The 23361-nt window shown below is 46.9% G+C and carries 22 protein-coding genes; 21 read left to right on the top strand and 1 reads right to left on the bottom strand.

Annotated features, from left to right (window positions below; all coding sequences use genetic code 11):
- Positions 1–176 precede the first annotated feature (176 nt).
- Genes M1L66_RS02495 through dnaB form a run of 3 tightly spaced genes read left to right on the top strand, consistent with a single transcriptional unit; the run spans position 177 to position 4033 of the window.
- Positions 177–2237, top strand: coding sequence for a DHH family phosphoesterase (locus tag M1L66_RS02495; RefSeq protein ID WP_434690595.1), 2061 nt, complete (start codon positions 177–179; stop codon positions 2235–2237).
- A complete protein-coding gene (rplI, locus tag M1L66_RS02500; RefSeq protein ID WP_025531337.1) occupies positions 2237–2683 on the top strand; it encodes a 50S ribosomal protein L9 in 447 nt (148 codons plus the stop codon). The genes M1L66_RS02495 and rplI overlap by 1 nt, the downstream gene beginning before the upstream one ends.
- Positions 2684–2695: 12 nt before the next feature.
- A complete protein-coding gene (gene dnaB / locus M1L66_RS02505; protein WP_002602027.1) occupies positions 2696–4033 on the top strand; it encodes a replicative DNA helicase in 1338 nt (445 codons plus the stop codon).
- A gap of 173 nt (positions 4034–4206) precedes the next feature.
- Here the strand turns inward: dnaB and M1L66_RS02510 are convergent, their stop codons facing one another.
- Positions 4207–5025: a helix-turn-helix domain-containing protein gene (locus M1L66_RS02510; RefSeq protein WP_002602026.1), complete on the bottom strand. Its 819-nt coding sequence runs from the start codon at positions 5023–5025 to the stop codon at positions 4207–4209.
- A 166-nt stretch (positions 5026–5191) separates the two neighbouring features.
- Here M1L66_RS02510 and M1L66_RS02515 point away from each other — a divergent pair, with 166 nt between their 5' ends.
- The 18 genes from M1L66_RS02515 to M1L66_RS02600 all read left to right on the top strand — a co-directional run bounded on the left by M1L66_RS02515 (position 5192) and on the right by M1L66_RS02600 (position 23158).
- The gene (locus M1L66_RS02515) at positions 5192–6208 is read left to right on the top strand and encodes a nucleoside hydrolase (protein ID WP_320932449.1); all 1017 of its coding nucleotides are present in this window, start codon (positions 5192–5194) and stop codon (positions 6206–6208) included.
- Between the two features lie 29 nt (positions 6209–6237).
- Positions 6238–7194 carry a nucleoside hydrolase gene (locus M1L66_RS02520; RefSeq protein WP_434690600.1) on the top strand — a complete coding sequence of 319 codons (957 nt, stop codon included), beginning with the start codon at positions 6238–6240 and terminating at the stop codon, positions 7192–7194.
- Between the two features lie 5 nt (positions 7195–7199).
- Positions 7200–8384 (top strand): S-methyl-5-thioribose kinase, encoded by a 1185-nt coding sequence (gene mtnK, locus M1L66_RS02525; protein ID WP_434690603.1) that lies wholly within the window; start codon positions 7200–7202, stop codon positions 8382–8384.
- A gap of 33 nt (positions 8385–8417) precedes the next feature.
- On the top strand, positions 8418–9182 hold the full coding sequence (locus tag M1L66_RS02530; RefSeq protein ID WP_002602022.1) for a DeoR/GlpR family DNA-binding transcription regulator: 765 nt from the start codon (positions 8418–8420) through the stop codon (positions 9180–9182).
- A gap of 328 nt (positions 9183–9510) precedes the next feature.
- Complete coding sequence (locus M1L66_RS02535) at positions 9511–10125, top strand: class II aldolase/adducin family protein (protein ID WP_434690606.1); 615 nt, start codon at positions 9511–9513, stop codon at positions 10123–10125.
- A gap of 10 nt (positions 10126–10135) precedes the next feature.
- Positions 10136–11191: an S-methyl-5-thioribose-1-phosphate isomerase gene (locus M1L66_RS02540; RefSeq protein ID WP_434690608.1), complete on the top strand. Its 1056-nt coding sequence runs from the start codon at positions 10136–10138 to the stop codon at positions 11189–11191.
- The gene (locus M1L66_RS02545) at positions 11188–11955 is read left to right on the top strand and encodes a nucleoside phosphorylase (protein ID WP_434690610.1); all 768 of its coding nucleotides are present in this window, start codon (positions 11188–11190) and stop codon (positions 11953–11955) included. Before M1L66_RS02540 ends, M1L66_RS02545 begins: the two co-directional genes overlap by 4 nt.
- Entirely contained in the window at positions 11948–12808 is an 861-nt protein-coding gene (locus M1L66_RS02550) for a purine-nucleoside phosphorylase (RefSeq protein WP_025531850.1), read from the top strand. Before M1L66_RS02545 ends, M1L66_RS02550 begins: the two co-directional genes overlap by 8 nt.
- On the top strand, positions 12805–13899 hold the full coding sequence (locus M1L66_RS02555) for a BMP family ABC transporter substrate-binding protein (RefSeq protein WP_117502039.1): 1095 nt from the start codon (positions 12805–12807) through the stop codon (positions 13897–13899). The genes M1L66_RS02550 and M1L66_RS02555 overlap by 4 nt, the downstream gene beginning before the upstream one ends.
- A gap of 81 nt (positions 13900–13980) precedes the next feature.
- Positions 13981–15480 (top strand): ABC transporter ATP-binding protein, encoded by a 1500-nt coding sequence (locus tag M1L66_RS02560; RefSeq protein ID WP_025531851.1) that lies wholly within the window; start codon positions 13981–13983, stop codon positions 15478–15480.
- On the top strand, positions 15473–16564 hold the full coding sequence (locus tag M1L66_RS02565; protein ID WP_434690613.1) for an ABC transporter permease: 1092 nt from the start codon (positions 15473–15475) through the stop codon (positions 16562–16564). The genes M1L66_RS02560 and M1L66_RS02565 overlap by 8 nt, the downstream gene beginning before the upstream one ends.
- Positions 16561–17460 (top strand): ABC transporter permease, encoded by a 900-nt coding sequence (locus M1L66_RS02570; protein ID WP_434690616.1) that lies wholly within the window; start codon positions 16561–16563, stop codon positions 17458–17460. The genes M1L66_RS02565 and M1L66_RS02570 overlap by 4 nt, the downstream gene beginning before the upstream one ends.
- 4 nt (positions 17461–17464) lie before the next feature.
- Positions 17465–18211 carry a nucleoside phosphorylase gene (locus M1L66_RS02575; RefSeq protein ID WP_434690618.1) on the top strand — a complete coding sequence of 249 codons (747 nt, stop codon included), beginning with the start codon at positions 17465–17467 and terminating at the stop codon, positions 18209–18211.
- A gap of 11 nt (positions 18212–18222) precedes the next feature.
- The gene (locus M1L66_RS02580) at positions 18223–19524 is read left to right on the top strand and encodes an amidohydrolase (protein WP_156832713.1); all 1302 of its coding nucleotides are present in this window, start codon (positions 18223–18225) and stop codon (positions 19522–19524) included.
- Between the two features lie 9 nt (positions 19525–19533).
- Complete coding sequence (locus M1L66_RS02585; RefSeq protein ID WP_002602011.1) at positions 19534–20610, top strand: ethanolamine utilization protein EutH; 1077 nt, start codon at positions 19534–19536, stop codon at positions 20608–20610.
- 2 nt (positions 20611–20612) lie between these two features.
- Positions 20613–21767: an iron-containing alcohol dehydrogenase gene (locus tag M1L66_RS02590; protein ID WP_434690622.1), complete on the top strand. Its 1155-nt coding sequence runs from the start codon at positions 20613–20615 to the stop codon at positions 21765–21767.
- A gap of 8 nt (positions 21768–21775) precedes the next feature.
- Positions 21776–22396: a YczE/YyaS/YitT family protein gene (locus M1L66_RS02595; RefSeq protein WP_117622593.1), complete on the top strand. Its 621-nt coding sequence runs from the start codon at positions 21776–21778 to the stop codon at positions 22394–22396.
- Between the two features lie 93 nt (positions 22397–22489).
- Positions 22490–23158 (top strand): helix-turn-helix domain-containing protein, encoded by a 669-nt coding sequence (locus M1L66_RS02600; RefSeq protein WP_002602008.1) that lies wholly within the window; start codon positions 22490–22492, stop codon positions 23156–23158.
- The last annotated feature ends 203 nt before the right edge of the window (positions 23159–23361 follow it).

Consider the following 23361-nt stretch of genomic DNA (forward strand, 5'->3'; position numbering starts at 1 on the left):
CTGATTTTTTGCCCCATTATCATAGACGAACCAGAGAGGCTATGTTATAATATTAAAATAGCGAAAAAAGAACCCTTTTTTCATGTTACGGGACAATACGTCCTATAATGTGAAAATGTTCCGCATGGAGGCGCGCCCCGCTCTGCCTGCGGAACCTATATTCTAAGGAGACAAATATGAAAGAAAAAATAAAAGTAAAGGGGCAGCTGAGGGCTTATATGCAGTGGCCGTTATATCTATCGGCGATGCTGATTATCATGAATGCGATAATCGGAGCGGTCAGCGTGACGGCCGGGATTATTATGGCTGTGTTTACGCTGCTGTATATCGGAATCGCTCTGTGGATCTACACCTACAGAAAGAAACGACTGCTAAATGGCCTGGTGGAATTTTCTGCGGAATATTCCTGGATGCAGAAACAGCTGCTTACCGACCTGGAGCTTCCGTACGGAATCGCGGATGAGAGCGGCCGATTGCTCTGGGGGAATACTGCTTTGGCAGAAGTGTTGGGCGAGGAAAAGCCATTTAAAAATACGAGGAAATACTTATCATCGATTTTTCCGGAGATCACAAAGGAGGTCCTGGATTTAGAGGAGGGCTCTGTGGTGCTCCACTGCACGTGCGGTGACCGTAAGTATCAGGTTCAGCTGAAGGCCGTTTACATGAAGGATTCCATCGAGGACATAGCGGATGCCATCGGTACAGAGGACGCGGGTCAGGTGCTGATCGCGGTCTATTTATTCGATGAGACGGAGATTCTTACTTATAAGCAGATGGTCAACGACCAGAAGATGGTGGCCGGCCTCATCTATCTCGACAACTACGAGGAGGCGCTGGAGAGTGTGGAAGAGGTGCGCCGCTCTCTTTTAACCGCACTGATAGACCGGAAGATCACCAAGTACATCACCGCCATGAACGGCATCGTGAAGAAGCTGGAAAAGGATAAGTATTTCATTGCGATCAAACAGTGCTATATTCAGGAGCTGAAGGATAACCGTTTTTCTATCCTGGAGGATGTGAAGACGGTCAACATCGGCAATGAGATGGCGGTAACCTTAAGTATCGGCCTCGGTATGAACGGGGAAAGTTACAGCCAGAGCTACGACTACGCCCGTATCGCCATCGATATGGCTCTGGGACGCGGAGGCGACCAGGCTGTGGTAAAGGATGGGGAGCGGATTCAGTACTTCGGCGGCAAGGCGCAGCAGGTGGAGAAGACCACCCGTGTGAAAGCCCGTGTAAAGGCCCACGCCCTCCGTGAGCTGATGGAGACGAAGGACCGCCTTCTGATCATGGGGCACCGTCTGACGGACGTGGACTCCTTCGGCGCGGCAGTCGGCATCTACCGGATTGCCACGGCCATGAACAAGAAGGCCAACATTATTATCAACGAAGTGACTTCCTCGGTGAAGCCGATGATGGACCGTTTTACCGGCAACAGCGATTATCCGGACGATATTTTCATGACCGGCGCCAGGGCTGCCGACTTAGTGGACAATAACACCATCCTCGTGGTGGTGGATGTAAACCGCCCCAGCATCACCGATGCACCGGAGCTTCTTAAGCTGGTCAAGACCATTGTGGTTCTGGATCATCACCGTCAGAGCAGTGAGATCATCGACAATGCGGTGCTTTCTTACGTAGAGCCGTACGCGTCTTCCGCGTGTGAGATGGTTGCGGAAGTTCTGCAGTATATCGCCGACGGAATCCGTATCAAATCGGCCGAGGCCGACGCGATGTATGCCGGTATCGTGATCGATACCAACAATTTTACGAACCAGACAGGTGTCCGCACCTTCGAGGCCGCCGCGTTCCTGCGGAGAAACGGCGCCGATGTTGTGCGTGTCCGCAAACTGTTCCGCGACGATCTTGACGATTATAAGGCCAAGGCGGAGGCGGTCAGGGAGGCGGAGATATTTGAGGGCTGTTTTGCGATCAGCACATGCCCGTCCGAGGGCATTGAAAGCCCGACGGTTGTGGGCGCCCAGGCGGCGAACGAGCTGCTTGACATAGCCGGAATGAAGGCGTCTATCGTTATGACGTTCTACAACAATACGATTTACTTAAGCGCCCGTTCCATCGACGAGGTGAATGTCCAGGTCATGATGGAGAAGCTGGGCGGCGGAGGCCACCGGACCATCGCGGGAGCGCAGCTGAAGGACATGAGTCTTGAGGAAGCGAGAAACCGTGTCAAGGAAGTCATCAGAGACATGTTAGAGAAGGGAGATATATCATAATGGAAGTAGTATTATTAGAGGATGTAAAAACACTTGGAAAAAAGGGACAGATTGTCAAGGTCAATGACGGATACGCGAGAAACTTTATTCTCCCGAAAAAGCTGGGAATCGAAGCAACTCCGAAGAACTTAAATGATTTAAAGCTTCAGAAGGCCAATGAGGCCAGACTGGCAGCAGAGCAGCTGGCAGCGGCAAGGGAGCTTGCAGAAAAGCTTGGGAAGTCTTCCATCACCGTTTCCATCAAGGCGGGAGAAGGCGGAAAGGCGTTTGGTTCCGTATCTTCAAAGGAGATTGCATCAGCCATCGCGAGCCAGCTGTCCTTAGATATCGACAAGAAGAAACTGGTTCTTCCGGAGCCGCTTAAGACATTTGGAGTACATGAGGTTCCGATCAAGCTGCACAAGGAAGTGACCGGGAAGCTTGCTGTTAAAGTAGTAGAGAGCTAGGAGGCTTAAGACATGGATGACGCCCTGATCAAGCGGGTACTTCCTCACAGTGTGGAGGCGGAGCAGTCGGTAATCGGCTCCATGCTGATGGACAGGGAAGCGATTATAGCGGCTTCCGAGATCATAACGGCCGATGATTTCTACCAGCACCAGTATGGAGTCATGTTTGAGGCCATGGTAGAGCTTTTCAATGAAAACAGGCCGGTAGACTTAATCACGCTTCAGAACCGGTTAAAGGAAAAGGATGTCCCGCCCGAGGTAAGCAGTCTCGACTTCGTGCGGGACATCATCACGACGGTGCCAACATCGGCCAACGTCAAATCGTATGCGAACATTGTACGTGAGAAAGCGGTCCTGCGGAGACTGATCAAGGTCAACGAAGACATTGCCAACACGTGTTACGCAGGAAAAGAGCCGCTGGAGACAATCCTGGCGACGACGGAGAAAACGGTATTCGACTTATTGCAGAGCCGTAATTCCGGTGATTTCGTCCCTATCCGTCAGGTTGCGATGAACGTTCTCGAAAAAATCGAGGAAGCCTCCAAAAACCAGGGAACCGTAACGGGAATCCCGACAGGCTTTATCGATTTGGATTACAAGACATCGGGCCTGCAGCCCTCCGACTTTATTCTGATTGCGGCCCGTCCTTCCATGGGAAAAACGGCGTTCGTACTAAACCTGGTTGATCATATTGCGGTAAAAAAAGGTCTGCCGTGTATGGTATTCAGTCTGGAGATGTCAAAGGAGCAGCTGGTAAACCGTATGTTAGCGATGGAATCCAACGTAGATTCCCAGAAGCTTCGAACCGGAACGCTGTCCGACTCCGACTGGGATGCGGTAGTAGAAGGAATCGGTGTCATCGGCAATTCCAAACTGATCATAGATGATACGCCGGGTATTTCTATCATGGAACTGCGTTCCAGATGCCGAAAGATGAAGCTGGAATATGGATTAAGCGTGGTGATTATTGACTACCTGCAGTTGATGAGTGGAAGTGGAAAAGGCGGCGGAGACAACCGTCAGCAGGAGATATCAGAGATTTCAAGATCCTTAAAAGCGCTGGCGCGAGAATTAAGCGCGCCGGTAATCGCATTATCGCAGTTAAGCCGAGCGTGTGAGACGAGGCAGGATCACCGTCCGATGCTGTCGGACTTACGAGAGTCAGGAGCAATCGAGCAGGATGCGGATGTGGTTATGTTTCTTTATCGAGATGATTATTATAATAAAGATACGGATATGCCGAATATTGCAGAAGTTATTATTGCGAAGCAGAGAAATGGTCCCATTGGAACGGTTAATTTAGTGTGGAGACCAGAGTTTACGAAATTCGCAAACATGGCCAAGCAATGAGCAGGATAGAAAAAGAGGTATGGGCCGAACGCCCCCCAGGCATACGAATCAGGAAGGTTCTGCCAAGTCTGTATCTATGCCAGCATAGTTGGAGAACCTTCCTGATTCGTATGCCTGGCTCCTGCGGACTCCCCCCATCCCATCCTCCGCCAATCCATTTTCTCAGATAAAAACTATATCCCTTTCCCCTCCCTTTTCCTGGCCACCAGGTAATTATAAATCCGTTCTTCCCCTCCATGTCCCATGGGCATCTTGCCTGTCTCGCCGCCCTCCAGAATCTCCCAATCGGAATAGATGGTGAACAGTTCCCCGGAGTGCCATGGATAAGCCTTTTGAATACCATACTTATATGTTAAAAATGGTTTTTCAACCGGAACATTCATCACATGAATTCCACCTGGCTGTGTAAATTTCTTACACTCCTTCAGCAGCTGCAGCCTGCTGTCAGGAGGAAGCAAATGAAGCATATCATCGCAGAACACAATATCAAAATTGTGACGGGGAAGGTAATTCTCAATGGATGCGCAGATGAACTCTGCCCTTACGTGCCAATTCTCAGCCAGCAGCTGAGCTTTTTTTATGCCTGCCTCCGAGACATCGACACCGGTAGCCCGGTAACCGTTTCTGCCAAAGAAAAGTACATTCTGCCCCTCACGGCAGCCGATATCGAGAAGAGAGGGGGAACTCATGGGAGGATAGAAAGAAAGTACCTTCATGCTGAGCGTTGTCGGCTGTGTCCCCCAATAATATTCCGGAGACTGATAAAGTTCATCATAGGGAGAAGAAAAGACTGCGGGGTAATGTCCTATTAAGATATCACAGCTGACATTGAGAACAGCGGCCAGTTTAGGCAGCAGCAGAATGTCGGGCATAGAATTTCCGTTCTCCCATTTTGATACCGCCTGAAACGATACTCCCAGCATGTCTGCAAGTCTGGTTTGAGTCAAATTTCTCTCTTTTCTGTACTTTGCAATGTTTTTTCCTAATTCCATTCATAAACCTCTTCTTTCCGACCCGGCCGGGTTGTCTCTCTTTTCAATATAATCTATCTTCACGAATTATTCAACCCCCGGTTGAATCTGGCGGTATCTTCAACGAACCGATTATTGAACACCAGTGCCGACAGGCGTAATATAAAAAGAAAAAAGGAGAAAAAAGATGAAACGAATCCCAATTATCTTTGATGTAGATACCGGCATTGACGATGCAACTACTCTCATGATGGCCTGTGTCAGTGATTCCCTGGAGATTCTGGGAGTGACGGCTACCCATGGAAACAATCACTTAGAAAACACTCTCAGGAATACACTGAACGTTCTTAAACTGTGCGGGCGGGAAGATATTCCGGTCGCGGCGGGAGCCCAGAGGCCATTGCTTTGCAACAGGAAGTATGATGAGAAAAATGAATCCGGAGGAATGGTGGTTCATGGGGCAAATGGTCTGGGGGGCTATGAATTCGATTTTGAAGATACAAAAACAGCGCTGAGAAAAGAAAAGGCATGGGATTTTGTCTATCAGACGATAAAAGAGTATGGGAAGCCCGTCGTATACTGCCTTTTGGGCCCTCTGACTGACGCTGCAATTCTGTTGACGAAATATCCGGATGCGTCCCGGTATATTAAATGCTTTGTTAATATGGGCGGTTATATCAGAGAGGGGACGTTAAGCCCTATGTCCAGTGTCAATATTTTTTATGATGCACAGGCCGCGGAAATTGTCATGGAGTCTGGTATTCCTTTTTATATGTGTCCGGGAGACTTAACCGGGGATGCGCTTATAACCGTTGAGGAAATGGAGCACATGAAGCAGTTTCGCTCACCGGTTGGCAAGGCGGCCAGTCTTATGGTTGACGCCTATTACGAAACCTGTTCAAAGATTGGAGAAAATGTAGTAAATGGATTGACCGGCCAGTCTATGCACGACAACTGCGCTCTGGCGTTTATCGAACATCCGGAATTATTTACTTATGGAAGATATTACTGCAGAGCAGAAAGCAAGAGTGATTTATGTGTGGCAATGACAGTGATAGACTACGAGGATACGCTGAAACTTCCGCTTGACCGTAAGAATCTGTTCTTTGTAGATTCGGTGGATCGGGAAGGCTTTTCGTCATTCTTTATGGAGTGCTTTCAAAAGTATGAACGAATGTATGAACAAAAGTATGAGCGTCAATAGATACATCGGGAAAAAGACAGGAGGCAGAAATGAATAAAGAACTCATATTGGTTGACATAAACATTACAGAAGAAACTGCAGGCATACTGTTTGCCCTGAACCGTCTGAATCATGTTGAGGTAAAAGGAATATCATTGTGTTTTGGGGAGACGTCACTGGAAAGTTCACACAGAAGCATATCCGGCCTCAATGAACTGCTGGGCTGGGAGGTGCCGGTCGCACTTGGTGCGGATCGTCCGTGGAGAAGAGATTATCAGCTGCCTGTGTCGGCAAGTGATATTTCCGAGCCGATTAATGGCCTGCAGGTTGATACCAGCAAAGTCTGTGCGGTATCCAGGCTGGATGCTGCAGATTTTTTATACGAAAAATTGAGAGAAGCCGGCGGAGAGGCCAAAGTCCTCTGTGCAGGCGCTCTGACAAATATGGCAATACTTCTTGAACGCTACCCGGAAGCAGGAAAATTAATAAAAGAGCTGATCTGGTGCGGAGGGACACAAAGACATGCCAGCCTGCAGATTGTAAAGGATGTGCAGACATATCTCGACCCGGAAGCGGCGCAGTATGTGTTGGAACAGGGATTAAATTTTACCATGTGTCCGGTTGATGCGGGAACTTTCTGCTATATGTCTTTGAGTGAGGTTGACAGCAGAAGATATGAGACAGAGCCGGTCATGCATCAATTCAACAGGCTGTTGAAAAAACGGTGGTGTGATGTGAACGCAGAAGCCCCCATGGGGGAGAGAAAAAGGAATCTCCCCATGCAGGAGATGGCGGCGGTGGCAGCGGCAGTACTTCCATGGCTTTGTGAGAAGAAAAAGCGATATGGAGAGGTGGATTTAAAGGGGAAGCTGACATTTGGCATGCTGGTTATTGATATTAACAACCGTTTGGAGCACACGGAGGAGGAGATGAATATCAGCCAGGTATGTCACATAGACAGAGAAATGCTTATTCATCTGCTTTACATGGATTCAGGACAGGAGTGAACTGCATGGAAAAGGGGGAGTACTTTGCACTGGATGAAAAGAGTGCGGCCGAATACGCATGTGCTAAAGGATTTTTTTGCAGTCATGGAGCAAACGTGCGCTGTAAGGAGATTGGGGACGGGAATATGAATTATATTTACCGGATCAGCGATGGTGAGAAAAGCGTTATCTTAAAACAGGCGGGATTGTCAACCCGCCTTTCATCGGAAAGAAGTATCAGCCGAAAAAGGAACCGAAGAGAGGCTGCAGCTCTGGAGGCCGAAAACGAGATATTGCCCGGCTGTGCTCCGAAGGTCTATCTCTACGATGAGACCATGGACTGTATGTTTATGGAAGATTTGAAGGACTATACTGTGTTGAGAAAGGCGCTGATTGAAGAAGACAGGATTTTCCCCGATTTTGCAGAACAGATCAGTTCGTTTTTGGCGGAAACCTGGGTTAGGACATCGGATGTCGGTAAGGATCATATTCAAAAAAAGTATCAGGTTAAGAGATTTACCAATCCGGAACTGTGTGAGATAAGCGAACGTCTTGTTTTTGATGAAGCTATGTTTAACCTTTCGGGAAAAAATTCAGTGGAACCGGAAAATGAGTTGTTTGTTAAAACCAATATTTACCAGAATGAGACACTGCATCAGGAAGCCGGAAAGCTGAAATACCGCTATATGACCGAGGCACAGGCACTGCTGCACGGTGATCTGCATACAGGATCCATCTTTGTAAATGAGCTGGGAATGAAAATATTTGACTCGGAATTTGCATTTTACGGCCCGATGGGATATGATATAGGAAATTTGATTGCACATTTGCTGCTTGCAAGGGAAAATGCCAGACAGAACCAAAAACCGGCTGGTGTAATATGGGCAGAGAATACAGTTTCAAAGATACCAGAGTTGTTTGTGGTGAAAGGAATGGATCATGAGCAGGTTCAGAAAGATGCATTTGAAAAGATTCTGAATAAATGGTATTATATGGGTATATTAGAGGATACAGCGGGATATGCAGGTCTGGAATTAATTCGTAGGGTTGTTGGCAGCGCTAAGGCAGAGGATATCGTCAGTCTGGGCCAGGGGAAAAGGGCAGAGGCAGAAAGACGGATTCTAGAGATGGGAATTGATCTGGTTCTGAACCGGAATAAATTTCGGGAACCCGGCGCATTTAAGAATATGTTTGTACGATCCGGTTCATAGTATCCAATCAGATAATGGGAAATGGGGAACAAGATGTTATCTATTGAACGCAGAGAGCGAATTAAGGAAATTTTACTCGAGAGAAAGAATGTAACGGTTGCCGAGATGGCAGACGCCTTTTCTGTGAGTACAGAGACGATCCGCCGCGACTTTGAAGTTTTGAGCAATGAAGGTTTTCTGATTAAAACGTACGGAGGAGCCTCCCTTGTTTTTAAGAAGAATATAACCGTTTCACAGAAGATAAAGTCGTCGATCATGCGGGAAGAAAAAAGACAGATGGCAATGTATGCAGCAGCGTTTATACAGCCGAATGATTGTATATTTTTAGACCATACAACTACTGTGTTTGAACTCTGTAATTTTATTTCCAACATCCCTTTGACGGTGATGACCAATTCTCTTCCGGCTATGGAGCTGTTGTCTCAGCATAACAATATAAAGTTATGTATACCGGGCGGAGACTTTGATGAAAAAAGCCAGGCGTTCTTTGGAATTGAGACGATCCAGTATTTAAAGAGATACTGTTTTGACAAGGCGTTTATATCCTGTACCAGCCTGGATACTGCTTATGGAATTTATGATTCAGGTGATATGATAGCTGAATTTCATAGAAGTATTTTAAACTGTGCGGATAAGAAATTTCTAATTGCAGACCACACAAAATTCGACCGTTCGGCATTTGCCAGGATGGGTACCCTGGACAGCGTTGATGTGCTGGTTACGGATAAAGAGCTGACGAAGGATTGGAAGAATCATTTAAAAGAATGCAGTATACATTTGGTCGAATGCGGTAAATAGGATTATTTCACGAGGTGTTAAGAAGAATAGAAAACAAAAAAGGTGCTGTTTTATGGATTGTTCTCCATGAAACAGCACCTTTTTTGTTTTGGAGGATTGTATATTATGTTTAAGAATTGGAAAATAGATAAGAAAAAAAAGAGGTATTTGTGGAAAGAACGTGTTGGACTATCAGTAAATGTGTTGAATAGATACAAAAAACAACTTACAATCACAAAAAAAATAGAAGAAACTAATAATTAATAGTTGCATAAATTGGAATTGTGTGGTATCTTGTTTATATAAAACATAAAACAACATAAAACCAAGAAAAGGGGGACATAATCACTTGGAAATAAGAAAAAAACTTCTTGAAGTAACAAAGCAGTCTTATCGTGAAGCCCTGTTTGCAGGGACCAGCGGAAATATCAGCTATTATGATCATGCGTCGGGTGAGATGTTTATCACACCAGGTTCGCTCCCATATGAAACTATGACGGAGGAGGATCTGGTACGAATGACTCTGGATGGAGAGGTGCTGGAAGGGGAAAGAAAACCCTCATCAGAATGGAGGCTGCATGCCGAGGTTTACAGGCAGAAGCCGGAGATATCATCTGTGATACATACACATTCACCGTATGCCACTTCGTTTGCCGTAAATAATCAGAGCATACCGGTGATCTTAATTGAGATGGTCCCATTTTTAGGCGGTGAGGTAGAAGTTGCGGACTTTGCCATACCTGGAACTGTAGAGGTTGGCGTGGAAGCGGTTAAGAAGCTGAATGGCAGAAATGCATGCCTGATGGCCAACCATGGAGTTCTGGCTGTGGGAGAGAATTTGGAACAGGCTCATATCAGGGCAGTCTACACGGAGGACGCGGCTAAGATATACAGCCTTGCCTTAAATAATGGAGAGGTACAGATTATTGATGAAAAATATGTGAATGTCATGAAAGGAAAATAAGGAGGATAGCATGAGAAGAGCAGATGAGCAGATGGGTTTTCTTCTGCGGTATGAAAATGTAGCGTGGTATGAAGATGGTAAGGTGAAAATTCTGGACAGGAGAATTTACCCCGTAAAGACGGAATATGTAATCTGCAGTAAACACGAGGAGGTTGCACAGGCGATCGCTGATATGGTGACACAGAGCGGCGGGCCATATACAGCGGCGGCCATGGGTATGGCACTGGCCGCATATGAGGCAGGGGAGAAATCGGGAGATGAGCTTGTGCAATATATGGACAGGGCAGCCTATACCCTATCCCATGCAAGGCCGACGACGGTGGCTAAAATGGTACAGATTGTAGATGGAGCCATGATGCTTGTAAGAAAGCACGCAAAAGACGGCGGCTGTGCAAAAGAACTTGTCGAACCCTTAAGAGAATATGCATTCTCTTATATTAACAACAATTATTTAAAGTATGAAAAGATCGGCAGCTATTTAGCAGATTTGATTCCGAAAAATGGAACCATTTTGACCCAGTGTTTTGCGGAGACAATCATCGGTACTCTGATCAAGGAATGCCACAAGCGTAATAATGACATCAAAATGATCTGCGCGGAGACGCGGCCATATTTTCAGGGGGCAAGGCTTACCGCCAGTGTAGCGTATGATATGGGGGTCGATGTATCGGTTATAACGGATAATATGCCGGGGTTTATCATGAAGGAAAAAAAAGTAGATGTATTTACTTCTGCTGCCGACGTTATCACCATGGACGGATATGTGGTTAATAAGGTGGGAACATTCCAGATTGCGCTGGCCGCCAGTTATCATAACATCCCGTATTTCGTAACAGGAACACCGAATCTGCGTCATGAGACTATTGACACGGTGAAGATTGAATACAGAGATCCGGAACTTGTAATGGAGGCTATGGGAACAAAGGTCACAAAAGAAGGGGTGAAGGCATATTACCCTGCTTTTGATATTACACCGCCTAAACTCTGCAACGGTGTCGTTACGGATTTAGGAGTGTTCTCTCCCTATCAGCTGAAGGCCTACGCGGAGAAAGGAAAAACGCTATGATAAAGAGGGGATATTGCAGCAGCATTGATTTAGGGCCGGAGGTCGGTGCAAGGTATGCGATTCTGCCTGGAGATCCCGGTAGGGTGAAGGTAATCGCAGGCTATCTGGAAAATCCCAGACCGTTATCGGTACATAGAGAATATACGAGCTACGAAGGCTATCTGGAAGGCGAAAAAGTACTGGTTATTTCAACTGGAATGGGAGGCCCTTCGGCTGCGATCGCGGTCGAGGAGCTGGCCATGATTGGAGTTGATACGGTCATACGGTTAGGGACTTGCGGCGGGATGCAGCAGGAGGTTGGCAGCGGTGAGATTATACTCCCAACGGGTGCGATCAGACAGGAAGGCACAACGAAAGAATATGTATATGGAGAATTTCCGGCGGTCCCTGATTTTGATGTGACCTCTGCTTTGAGTGAGGCTGCAGCTGTGATTGGGGTAAAAGCCCACAAGGGAGTGGTGCAGAGTAAGGACTCCTATTATGGGCAGCATATGCCGGCTGAAATGCCTGTTGGAAGGGACTTAAAAGAACATTATGATGCATGGATTCGTGCAGGAGCGCTCGGATCAGAGATGGAATGTGCAGCCGTGTTCATAGTTTCCCAGATCAGAAGGATCCGTGCGGGTGCAGTTTTGCATGTAATCTGGAACAAAGAGAGGGAGCAGGCCGGACTCCCCTGTGAGACTGTACGGGATTTATCACCGGCCATAAGAACGGTAATAGAAGGAATACGTATCTTAATTAAAAAGGAGAAGTATGAATAATATCGAGATGAAATACAACTTTAATCTGGAATACTTTGAAAAAAGTGCAGATTACGTAAAGAGTAAGATTGATTTCAAACCACAGACAGCTTTGATTCTCGGTTCGGCATTAGGAAGCCTGGCTTCTGATATAAAAAACCCCGTTGAGATTCCTTATGAGGATATTCCTGACTTCCTGGTCAGCACGGTAAAATCTCACGCGGGAAAACTGATTCTGGGAGAATTATACGGCAGAAAGGTAGTCTGTATGTCCGGTCGTTTCCACTATTATGAAGGATATGATTATGAACAGCTGGTGGCTCCGGTTCGTCTTTTTAAGCTTTTGGGAGTTGAGAATATGATTCTGACGAATGCGGCTGGAGGAATCAATACGGGATACAAGCCGGGGGATCTGATGATTATCAGGGACCATATCAATCTGGCAGGCGCCTCTCCGCTGAGGGGACCGAATGATGACCGGATCGGGCCGAGGTTTTTTGATGTATGCAATGCCTATGATGAAGGTTTAAGAACTCTGGCAAAGAGTCTGGCAAAGGAGTGCAGTCTGAGGATTCAGGAAGGGGTCTACGCATATCAGACGGGACCTCACTTTGAGACACCGGCTGAAATTCGTTTCTTAAGAATGGCCGGCGCGGATGCGGCAGGGATGTCAACTGTCACAGAAGCACTTACTGCGGCACATTGTGGATTGAAGACACTGGCTATATCACTGATATCCAATATGGCAGCGGGTGTAAACAATAATCGGGTTGATGGGGAAGAGGTTGATTATGTGGCCGCTCAGTCAGCAAAGGAGTTCAAAAAATATCTGAGCAGCATTTTGGCGCATATGGAATCACAGGAGGATGAATGATGAAAAAGAGTATAACAAAAATGTTGGCAGTGGGGCTTTGCGCTGCTATGGTCGTGCTGACGGGCTGTGGTGCTTCTGAAACGACAGGCAATACAAATGCGGCGGAAAAAAAGGATTCGGCACAGAGTGAAGCGGCTCCGGAGAAGAATGGTGAAAAGAAAAAAGTCGCGTTGATCTGCGATGTGGCAGGTACACAGGTATTCGTATTAAACATGATTGAAGGTCTGAAAGCGAGTGCGGAGAAATATGGATTTGAAGCGGTTGTGGCTGAGTGTGCCGATGCGGCTGCATATGAAGACAACTGCAGAGCTATGGTGGAAGAGGGCGCCGATTTAATTATCGGAGGCAGCTGGCAGGCAGGCGATGCAATTACCAAGGTTGCAACTGAATTTCCGGATAAGGCGGACTATGCGCTTATTGATTCCCAGGTAGATGTAGAAAATGTAAAATGTATTTCCTATAGAGAACAGGAAGGTGCGTATTTAATCGGAAAGATTGCCGGCATGGTAACGGATGATACGGCCAGCCAATTCGGCGCAGTACATGTGAATCAGGGACCTGGCAGCTGGAAATGGAGATGGGGATATATGGAAGGTGTAAAATCCGAAAAACCGGATGCCAAATTTATCTTCAATTACGTCGGCAGCTATAATGATCCGGCGAAATCCAAAGAGTATGCAATCCAGCAGTATGAGCAGGGATGCCAGTTTATCAATTCCGCGGCGGCAGGAGGAGATAAAGGCGTGTTTGAGGCCGCAAAAGAAAAAGAATTCTATACTTCAGGTCAGGATGTGGATCTGACTTCCCCTGACAATCCATGGATTGTTACCAGCCAGATCAAGGATACTTATGCAACCATGCAGTATTTGCTTGATCAGTATTACTCAGATAAGTGGACGACAGAGGATGAGTCATTAGGTGTTGCCGAGGGTGCGATCGGTGCTGTTTTCGTTACCCATGAGAGTGAAAATCCGAGAAATGAAAAACTGACTGACGAGGATGTGGCAACATTAAAAGAGACTGCTGAAAAAATTAAGAACAAAGAGATTGATCTATCAGTAGTTCCGGAAGAAGAGAGCTATAACCAATAGGCTTAGATGTCAGAGGAGATGCTGCGAAAGACAGAGATCCTGTGTTTTGCAGTATCTTCTTCCATAACAGGAGGACTTAATATGTTCCTGGAATTAAAAGATATAACAAAAACATATGGCAAGACGATTGCGAATAATCATATCAGCTTTGGGATGAATAAGGGTGAGATTCTGGCAGTAATAGGAGAAAACGGCGCCGGGAAGACCACGGTCATGAAGATCCTGTATGGACTGGGCCACGCTGATTCGGGAGAAATATTTCTGGATGGAAAGAAGGTAAGTATTCATTCCGTGCAGGATGCCATTGCCTGCGGCATTGGCATGGTGCAGCAGCATTTTATGCTGTTTGACAGCTATACGGTTGCGGAAAATATCGTGTATGGCAAAGAGCCGAAGAAAAACTTGTTTTTTGACAGAAAAAAAGCGAGTGAAATCGTTAAAAACCTAAGTGAGGAATATGGGCTTTCAATTAATCCGGATTTGAAAGTAGAGGAGTGCTCTGTGGGAATGCGGCAGAGGATTGAAATATTAAAGGTGCTGTATCAGGATGCGGACATTATTATTTTCGATGAACCCACAGCAGTTTTGGTTCCGCAGGAAATTGATGAGCTTTTGAAGACTCTGAAACATCTGGCAAGCCGTGGAAAAAGCATTATTATTATTACACATAAGCTGCAGGAAGTCATGGATGTGGCGGACCGGGCAGTTATTATGAGAAAAGGTAACTACATAGGGGAACGGAAAATCAGTGAAACGGATATAAAAGAGCTGTCCTATCTCATGGTAGGGAAAGGAATCCCGCAGCGTAAGATCGAGAAGCAGGAACCCGGGAAAACCGTTTTGGAGATAGAGGATGCATACTGTGAAAACGATGGCGTTACGGTCTTAAAGGGGCTGAGCCTGCATGTGAAGGAGGGCGAGATTGTGGGGCTGGCCGGCGTATCCGGCAATGGACAGACAGAGCTGATCCAGTGTCTTACCGGGCTTACTAATCTGACGAAAGGGAAGATTACGCTGGAGGGAAAAGAGATATCCAGCCTGGGTGTACGGGAGATCCGGGAGGCAGGCTGCGCTCATATTCCGGAAGACCGTTATGAATATGGATGCGCTAAGAAAGCGTCTTTGGAAGAAACTGCAATCATGGGATTTGAGTATCAGAAGAAATTTTCACGTAAGGGAATACTGGACAAGAAACAAAATCAGGAATTTACGCTGCAGCTGCTGGAGAAGTATGGTGTAAAGTATGACAATATTCAGAATAAAGCCGGATCGCTGTCGGGAGGGAACATACAGAAACTGATTGTGGCCAGGGAGATTGAGCATCACTCAAAATTCTTAATTGCAGCAGAACCGACCAGAGGCGTCGACATAGGAGCCAGGGAATTTATTCATGACAGAATCGTGGAAAAAAGAAACAGGAAAGACGCGGTGCTGCTCGTTTCCTCGGAGCTGTCTGAAATACTGGCTTTATCTGACCGTGTTTACGTTATTTATGATGGAAAAATCAGAGGAGAGTTCAACCGGGAAGAAGTTTCCACGGAGGAGGTCGGATTTTTAATGATGGGAGGGCATAATGGATAAATTAAAAAACTATGGAAAACAGTTTGGAAAAGTTATGGCCCAGCCTGTTGCGGCTACACTTCTGGGTCTTCTGGTGGGAGCTGTATTCATATTGGTATCTTATGAAAATCCAATTGAAATCTATATGAATATGTTTGAAAAATCGTTTTTCAACCCCTATTATTTGACACAGACATTAACCAGAGCTACACCAATTATTATTTGTGGAATTGCAACCGCAGCGGCATGGCGGGCAGGATACATTAATATTGGTGTGGAAGGGCAGATGATTACCGGAGCCTTTGCCGCGACAGTTACAGCGATTTACGTGCCTCTTCCCGGCTTTTTGCTGCTGCCGCTTTCAATCCTCGCCGGAATCATTGCAGGAGGTCTTTACGCTACTCTTGTGGCTGTTCTGAATATGAAATTTCAAAGCTCTATCGTAATATGTACACTCATGTTAAACTATGTAGCCAATTACATCGCCTCCTATCTGGTGAGCTATCCGTTTAAGGATAAATCGGGAGATGGATTGTCGCTTGTAACAAAAACAATTCCTGAAAGCACCCATTTTCTGCAGTTTAGCTCCTCGAACACCCTGAATTTGGGAATAGTTGTCGCGGCGGTTATTACAATTCTGTTTTTTTATATGGAACGGAAGACTGTTTTGGGCTATGAGTCAAAGATGACCGGATTAAACCCTCATTTTGCAAAGTATGGCGGTGTATTCGAAAAGAAAGTCATGCTTAAGACGATGGCCTTAAGCGGAGCGATCGCTGCTGTGGCCGGGATGTGCGAGATATTCGGATATAAATACCGGTATACGGATGGGATGTTTACGAGCGCCAGTTACGCATGGACGGGCCTGATGGCCGCACTGATTGCAGACCTGCATCCGGTAGGAATCCTGGTATCCTCGATTTTTCTTTCCGGACTTCAGGTTGGGGGACAGGCGATCCAGCGATCCTCCAGTATTCCGCTGCAGATGGCGACTGTGATTCAAAGTACGATTACACTGTTTGTTTCGGCAAAGATAGGAATTAAATTTATTAAGAAACGGAAACTGAAAATGGATCATAGCGAAGGAGGGGGCGCTGCGGCATGAATTTAAATCTGTTGGCGGTTATCATTAATTCGACAATACGTTCCACAACTCCCGTACTGCTTGCTGCGTTAGGCTCTGCAATCTGCAGTCAGGTAGGAGTATTTAATATTGCTTTGGAAGGCCAGATTTTAATTGGCTCCTTCGTAGCTATTGTGGCTAATTATTATACAGGAAACGTGTACATGGCAGTGCTTTGTGGTGTGGCATCCGGAGCGGCGGTGGCCTCTCTTGTTTCCATTCTGCAGGTAAAGTATAAGGCGGCTGATATGGTAATTGGTACGTCGGTGAATCTCCTGGTCAGCGGCCTGACCAGCGTACTGCTGTATACGATCTTAGGGGTTAAGGGAAGCTTCTCAAGTCCCCAGTTAAAGGCACTGCCTAAATTAAACATACCTGTGATAAAGGATATTCCATTTCTTGGACGCGTGCTCGAGCAGCTGACCTTTATCGATTATCTGTCCTATATTCTGGCGATATTTATGTTTATCTATCTATACAGGACGGTGCAGGGGTTTCATGTACAGAGTATTGGGAAAAATGAGGAAGCGGCAGGAAGTCTGGGAATTAAAACTTTAAAGACTCAGATGATTGCGGTTCTGGTGTCGGGTGCCCTGTGTGGTCTCGGCGGAGCTGTGCTTAGTATGGGGCAGGTTACGCTCTTTTCGGAAAATATGAGCTCAGGAAGAGGATACATAGCCATGGCGTCAGCGAGTATGGGCCAGAATCAGCCGGTATTCATTATCGCCTCCAGCCTCTTTTTCGGGTTCTGTCAGGCAATCGGAGTATCGCTGCAGAATGTTATTCCTTCTCAGCTGACATTGACAATTCCTTATATTGCGACGGTGACAGCATTGTCGATTTTTGGAAGTAAAAAAATCAGAAAAAAACAGAGGTAAGAAGATGGAAGAAAAAAAGAGAGATGTTTTACCGTGTATTGCAGTTTGTGAGGGTGATATCAACCCCAGAGTACTGACCTGTGGTGATCCGGCCAGAGCTAAGAAAATCTCTGAGAAGCTGGAAAATGTGAAATGCCTTGCAAAAAACAGAGAATACCATACGTACAGCGGTACCTATAAAGGCGTTCCCGTAACGGTAACTTCCCATGGCGTGGGAGAAGGAGGGGCTGTAATCGGATTTGAAAGCCTCTGCCGTGCGGGAGCAAAGGTCATAATACGCGTAGGTACCTGCGGTGGAATGCAGAAGGAAGTTACCGCAGGGAGTCTGGTAATCGTGAAGGCAGCCTGCCGTGAAGACGGCGTGACGGAGAAAATGCTTCCGCTTTCCTATCCGGCAGTTGCGGATATGGATGTGGTGAAGGCATTGGAGGAAAGCTCCAGCAATTTGCAGTTACAGGCCCATAGCGGCATTGTCTTGACTCAGGCTTTGTTTTATCCGGGACTCCTGGAATCCAGGGTCAAATTATATCAGAAGGCTGGAGTGATCGCCATGGAAAATGAGGTGGCGGGACTTCTGGTGGTGGCCAGCCTTCATGGGATAAAAGCAGGCGCTATTCTTGCAGCGGACGCACCGGCCTTCGAGTTAGTTGGCGTAGAGGGATATCAGCCGGATGAGGAAATGGTAGCGCTGGCGGTTGAACATGAAATATTAATTGCCCTGGAGGCATTAATCCGGATCGACGCTGAGTGAGGGGGAAAGGTATGCTGATAAAGGATATTACGGTTCTAAACAGTAATATGGAGCCCCTGGAGCACAGGAATGTCGTTGTGAAAGACGGCCGGTTTGATTCTATTGGCGTGGACGTGGTGGAAAAAGACCCGGAAATGGTCATTGATGGAAAAAATAAACTGTTGATGCCAGGCTTCTACAACACGCACTGCCATGTGCCGATGACTCTGACGCGCGGACTGGGAGAAGGGCTCTCATTAAATGACTGGCTGACGAAAAAAATGTTTCCTTTTGAAGGGAACATGACAGAGGAAGACTGCTATTACGGGGCGCTCTTAGGTGCGATGGAATTAATGGCAGGCGGATGCGTATCAATTTCGGATATGTACTTCCATGTACAGGATATTGCCCGTGCCCTTTACGATGCAGGGATGAAGGCAAATATCTGCCATGGTCTTTCTTCCTCAGATCCCCATGAAAGACCGGAAAGCTTAAAAGGCTGGAGAAATACGGTATCCCTGCTGAATGAATACAGAGACAAAAAGGATGGACGGATACGGATAGATATGGGACTGCATGCAGAGTATACCTCCACAGATAACCTGGTACAGGCAGTGGCCGCTTTTGCAAAGGAACAGGGCCTTACAGTCCATACTCATATTTCGGAAACAAAGAAAGAACATGAGGAGTGTAAGCTTCGTCATGGAGGTTTAACACCGGTCCAGTATTTTTATGAGCGCGGAATGTTTGAAAATCCCGTGTTGGCCGCTCACTGTGTCTGGCTCGAGGAGCGGGATAAGGAGATCATGAGGGAGAGAAAAGCGACAGTGTCCCACTGTATCTCTTCTAATCTAAAGCTGGGAAGCGGAGTCGCTCCGATCAGCAGCTACCTGGATGAGGGTATCCGGGTGGTAGTTGCAACAGATGGAGCGGCAAGCAATAACAATTTAAATGTGATGGAGGAGATTCATCTGGCATCGCTGGCGGCCAAAGGTGCCTTCCTGGATCCAACGCTGCTGCCGCCTCAGACCGTGCTTGAGATGGCAACGGTTAACGGAGCGGAGGCGCAGGGGAGAGCGGACTGTGGAGTGATAGAGACAGGAAAGAAAGCTGATTTTATCATTTTGGATCTGGACAAGCCCCATCTGATTCCGAAACATGACATTCTGGCTAATGTTGTTTATTCTGCACAGGCGTCTGATATATATATGACCGTCATAGACGGACGCGTGGTGTATAAGGAAGGCGAATTCCTGACGATAGACCGGGAGCGTGTCCAATATGAAGCTGACAGACGGGTGAAGCGGATCTGCAGTCAGATGCAGGGGATGTGACTGAGAAAAATGCTGAATTTATTAATAGCGGTGGGGGCCCTGATCGGCGCGGCCGACTGCGTATGCGGAAATAAATTAAAGCTTGGAGAAAAGTTCGAGGAAGGTTTTCTATGTATGGGGCCGACTGCACTCAGCATGGTGGGGATTATCTGTCTTGCTCCTCTGCTGGGAAAAAGCTGTGCAATAGTTGTGGCGCCCCTGTTCCGGTCCTTCGGAATCGACCCGGCTATGTTCGGATGTATTCTGGCTAATAATATGGGCGGTTATCCATTGGCCATGTCTATGGCTGATGACCAGGGCGTTGGACTCTATTCCGGCCTTATCGTGTCTTCTACTCTGGGGGCCACCCTGGTCTATACGATACCGGTGGCGCTGGGGTTAATCAATAAAGACCAGCAGGGAGATTTTGCAACAGGAATTATGATCGGACTGATCACAGTCCCGGCCGGGGCTGTGGCCGGTGGTCTGTCAATGGGCCTTGACGCTGTCCTGCTGATTCGAAATACAATACCGGTAGCGTTGATATCCGGATTGGTGATTGCCGGCTTCCTGATCCTTAAAGATCGCGTTATCCGCGGATTTATGCTTTTTGCCAGGATTCTCAGGATCATTACGATTCTCAGCCTGGGAGCGGCAGCATTTACGTATATTACTCACACCCCACTCATCAATGGATTGGAACCGATTGAAAATGCTATGGGTATTGTGGCCGATATGAGTATTGTACAGCTTGGCAGTATCCCCCTGGCATATCTCTTTATTTATCTGTTGAGACGTCCTCTTGCGGCAGCTGGAAGACTTCTGCATATCAATGATGTGGCGGCAGCAGCCATTCCCATATCCTGTGTAAATGTGTTATCAGCCTTTATGCTGATAAAGGATATGGACAGACGGGGGGTCATAATATCGGCAGCGTGGTATACGAATGCGATCTGTATTATCACGGCGCATTATGCCTACACCCAGTCGATCGATCCGCGCATGATTGCCCCAATGATGGCGGCAAAGCTCACAGGAGGAATTCTTGCTGTCATACTGGCCTGTATAATGGCCGGAAACTATAAAAAAGTAAAGGAAGAGTGTTGAGAATGGGTGTATTCAAATATCAGTCACCGGAACGTGCGCTGTTTGGTTTTGGAAGCGTACAGGGGATTCAGGATGAAATCCGTAGCAGAAAGCTTACAAAGGCACTTCTGGTAACAGGCCGCGATCTGTCTGACACGGCTATCGTAAAAAATGTCATTCATGCGCTGGAAGCAGCAGATACAGGCTATGCGTTATTTACTGATTTTAAGCCAAACCCTACAACAAACAATGTAAATCAGGGCTCGGATGCATTTATACGAAATCAATGTGATTTTCTCATTTCCGTCGGCGGCGGTTCTGCTCACGACTGCGCTAAGGCAATTTCCGTTGTAGCGGCGGGCAGCGGAAAAATTGAGGACTATACAGGGGCAGATAAAAGCAGCAGAGCATACCCGCTGATTGCGGTTACGACAACGGCGGGAACGGGGAGCGAATGTACCAGCGACTATGTAGTAGTCGATGAAGCGCAGAACCGGAAATATGGAAATTCCGACCGGAATGTGCTTCCCGTTCTGGCTGTGGATGATTATGAACTGATGATGAATATGCCTGCGTCTCTCACCGCAGGAACCGGGATGGATGCATTGACCCATGCGGTGGAAGCCTACTGTTCCATAGATGGAGCTTTGATTACATCGGAACTGGCTGCGGCTGCGGTGCGTCTGATCTTTGAGCATCTGGAACCTGCGGTGATTTCTCCGGATCGTAAGTCCAGAGAGGGGATGGCGGTTGCACAGTTTTTAGCAGGGCTGGCATTTGGAAACGCTGGCTGCGGACTCATTCATTCCATGTCCCATCAGTTAAGCGCGGTTTATGACCTGCCGCACGGACTGTGTAATGCGATCCTGATGCCGGAAGGATCACGCGCCAATAGGAAGGCTCCGGAAGCTGAAGAACGCTATGCCGCGTTATGCGAAGCTGTTTTCCCGATAGAGAGCCGCGATATGACAACCGGGGAGAGGGCGGATTATTTGATTGAAAGAATCGAAAAACTGTCTGAGGCGGTAGGGACGAAAAGGAAATTGTCGGAGCTTGGTGTTAAAATGGAGGATATCTCCCTGCTGGCAGATAAGACGTTTTTAGATGCCAGTCTGCGCCATAATATTTACAAACCGGACAAAGAGGAAATCGAGACGATTTTTCGCAGTCTGATGTAAGAGGACTTATGAAGGATAAAATGTTAGTACGTATTGTTCTGGTAATTTTGGGCTCTGCTGTTATGGGACTCAGTATCAATCTGCTGGTTGCTGCGGGCTTTGGACTAGACCCGCTCTCCTTATTTCAGGCTGGCTTATGTAATGTATTTCATATTTCACTGGGACAGGCCTCCCAACTTCTAATGACTGGTATTATCATAATCCTGTTTTTTCTGGACAGAAAACGGATAGGAATTGGCTCCATTCTAAACAGTATTCTGGTGGGAGCGTTTGTTAACTTCTTTGCAGCCGGTTTCCCCGCTGGGGCCCATGTGCCCCTCTGGGGCAGGCTGCTCAGCGCAGCCGGCGGATTTTTATTTATGGGTATGGGAATCGGGATCTATATATCCGCCAGGCTGGGAGAAGCCGGAATCGATGCCATGATGATGTATTTTATGGACAAATACCGGTATTCACTCAGGAATACAAGAATAACACTGGATGTCCTGTTAGCAGCATTCGGCTTTATCTTAGGGGGCTGCCTGGGCTGGGCAACTCTCATATCCATGGCAGTCAACGGAGTTATCATACAGGCTACCGTTCATATCATGAAGCAATTGATAAGAATTAATTATAAAGGTGTTGAATAAATTTTCGAAAACCATTCATAATCCCTCTCACCGCCGCATAAGATATAAATAGTAAGTTATGAAACTATACGAACCAAAGGAGAGGATATAGCTATGGCTGAGATACATTACTTAATATCGGACGCATCTAAAAAGGTGGATGTAGAGTCCCACGTACTTCGCTACTGGGAGGACGAGCTTGAGCTTGCGATTCCAAGAAATGAGATGGGACACCGGTATTACACCGAAGCACACATCCGTTTATTCCAGCAGATCAAGGAACTGAAGGAAAAAGGATACCAGTTAAAAGCCATCAAGACAGCGCTTGATAAAATCATGGAAGACGGAAAAGATCCGGTGATACCGGACGAGCTTCTGGAGGAATCGGTGACACGGGCATTAAAAGAGAGCGCGGTAGTCACAGACAGCGGAGACGGAGAGACGGGACTTGCTGAAGTACATAGCACAGCGCAGGTAATCATTGCTCAGGAGAAGATGGAGCAGTTCCAGGAAATCATGAATCACATCATTGGACGGGCCCTGGAGGTCAACAATGAACAGCTGAGCCAGGATGTCAGCAGTATCGTAAATGACAAGGTGGTAAAAGAGCTGGAATATTTGATGAGAGTGAAGGATGAGAAGGAAGAAGAGCGTTTCAAACAGCTGGACGAGCTTCTCCGTTCGTATCAGAAAGATAACAAAGGGCGTGCCGAGGCCGCGGCTTCAAAGATTCCGTTTTTTAACCGGAAAAAGAAGTTTGGGAGAAATGGAAAGAAGCTTTAACGCGGCAGTGTAGGATCCACAGATAAAACAAGTAAACAACAAAATGATAAAGCTTACGATAAGGAAGATACTGAGATGAAAAACAGAATAATGGTAATACATGTATGAAAGCGGCGTGACTCGAATGGTCAGGCCGCTTTTGCGCACACTATGCGAAGGGAGTTTGGCTGAAAAAAGAACAGTACTTCGGAAGTATGCCTGTT

Origin of the sequence: Hungatella sp. SB206 (assembly GCF_051132295.1) — a bacterium.
GTDB classification, from domain to species: Bacteria; Bacillota; Clostridia; order Lachnospirales; family Lachnospiraceae; genus Hungatella; species Hungatella effluvii.

Coding starts and splice junctions, on each gene's coding strand:
- M1L66_RS02495 (WP_434690595.1), top strand. CDS start 177: ATGAAAGAAAAAATAAAAGTAAAGGGGCAGCTGAGGGCTTATATGCAG.
- rplI (WP_025531337.1), top strand. CDS start 2,237: ATGGAAGTAGTATTATTAGAGGATGTAAAAACACTTGGAAAAAAGGGA.
- dnaB (WP_002602027.1), top strand. CDS start 2,696: ATGGATGACGCCCTGATCAAGCGGGTACTTCCTCACAGTGTGGAGGCG.
- M1L66_RS02510 (WP_002602026.1), bottom strand. CDS start 5,025: ATGGAATTAGGAAAAAACATTGCAAAGTACAGAAAAGAGAGAAATTTG.
- M1L66_RS02515 (WP_320932449.1), top strand. CDS start 5,192: ATGAAACGAATCCCAATTATCTTTGATGTAGATACCGGCATTGACGAT.
- M1L66_RS02520 (WP_434690600.1), top strand. CDS start 6,238: ATGAATAAAGAACTCATATTGGTTGACATAAACATTACAGAAGAAACT.
- mtnK (WP_434690603.1), top strand. CDS start 7,200: ATGGAAAAGGGGGAGTACTTTGCACTGGATGAAAAGAGTGCGGCCGAA.
- M1L66_RS02530 (WP_002602022.1), top strand. CDS start 8,418: ATGTTATCTATTGAACGCAGAGAGCGAATTAAGGAAATTTTACTCGAG.
- M1L66_RS02540 (WP_434690608.1), top strand. CDS start 10,136: ATGAGAAGAGCAGATGAGCAGATGGGTTTTCTTCTGCGGTATGAAAAT.
- M1L66_RS02545 (WP_434690610.1), top strand. CDS start 11,188: ATGATAAAGAGGGGATATTGCAGCAGCATTGATTTAGGGCCGGAGGTC.
- M1L66_RS02550 (WP_025531850.1), top strand. CDS start 11,948: ATGAATAATATCGAGATGAAATACAACTTTAATCTGGAATACTTTGAA.
- M1L66_RS02555 (WP_117502039.1), top strand. CDS start 12,805: ATGATGAAAAAGAGTATAACAAAAATGTTGGCAGTGGGGCTTTGCGCT.
- M1L66_RS02560 (WP_025531851.1), top strand. CDS start 13,981: ATGTTCCTGGAATTAAAAGATATAACAAAAACATATGGCAAGACGATT.
- M1L66_RS02565 (WP_434690613.1), top strand. CDS start 15,473: ATGGATAAATTAAAAAACTATGGAAAACAGTTTGGAAAAGTTATGGCC.
- M1L66_RS02570 (WP_434690616.1), top strand. CDS start 16,561: ATGAATTTAAATCTGTTGGCGGTTATCATTAATTCGACAATACGTTCC.
- M1L66_RS02575 (WP_434690618.1), top strand. CDS start 17,465: ATGGAAGAAAAAAAGAGAGATGTTTTACCGTGTATTGCAGTTTGTGAG.
- M1L66_RS02580 (WP_156832713.1), top strand. CDS start 18,223: ATGCTGATAAAGGATATTACGGTTCTAAACAGTAATATGGAGCCCCTG.
- M1L66_RS02585 (WP_002602011.1), top strand. CDS start 19,534: ATGCTGAATTTATTAATAGCGGTGGGGGCCCTGATCGGCGCGGCCGAC.
- M1L66_RS02590 (WP_434690622.1), top strand. CDS start 20,613: ATGGGTGTATTCAAATATCAGTCACCGGAACGTGCGCTGTTTGGTTTT.
- M1L66_RS02595 (WP_117622593.1), top strand. CDS start 21,776: ATGAAGGATAAAATGTTAGTACGTATTGTTCTGGTAATTTTGGGCTCT.
- M1L66_RS02600 (WP_002602008.1), top strand. CDS start 22,490: ATGGCTGAGATACATTACTTAATATCGGACGCATCTAAAAAGGTGGAT.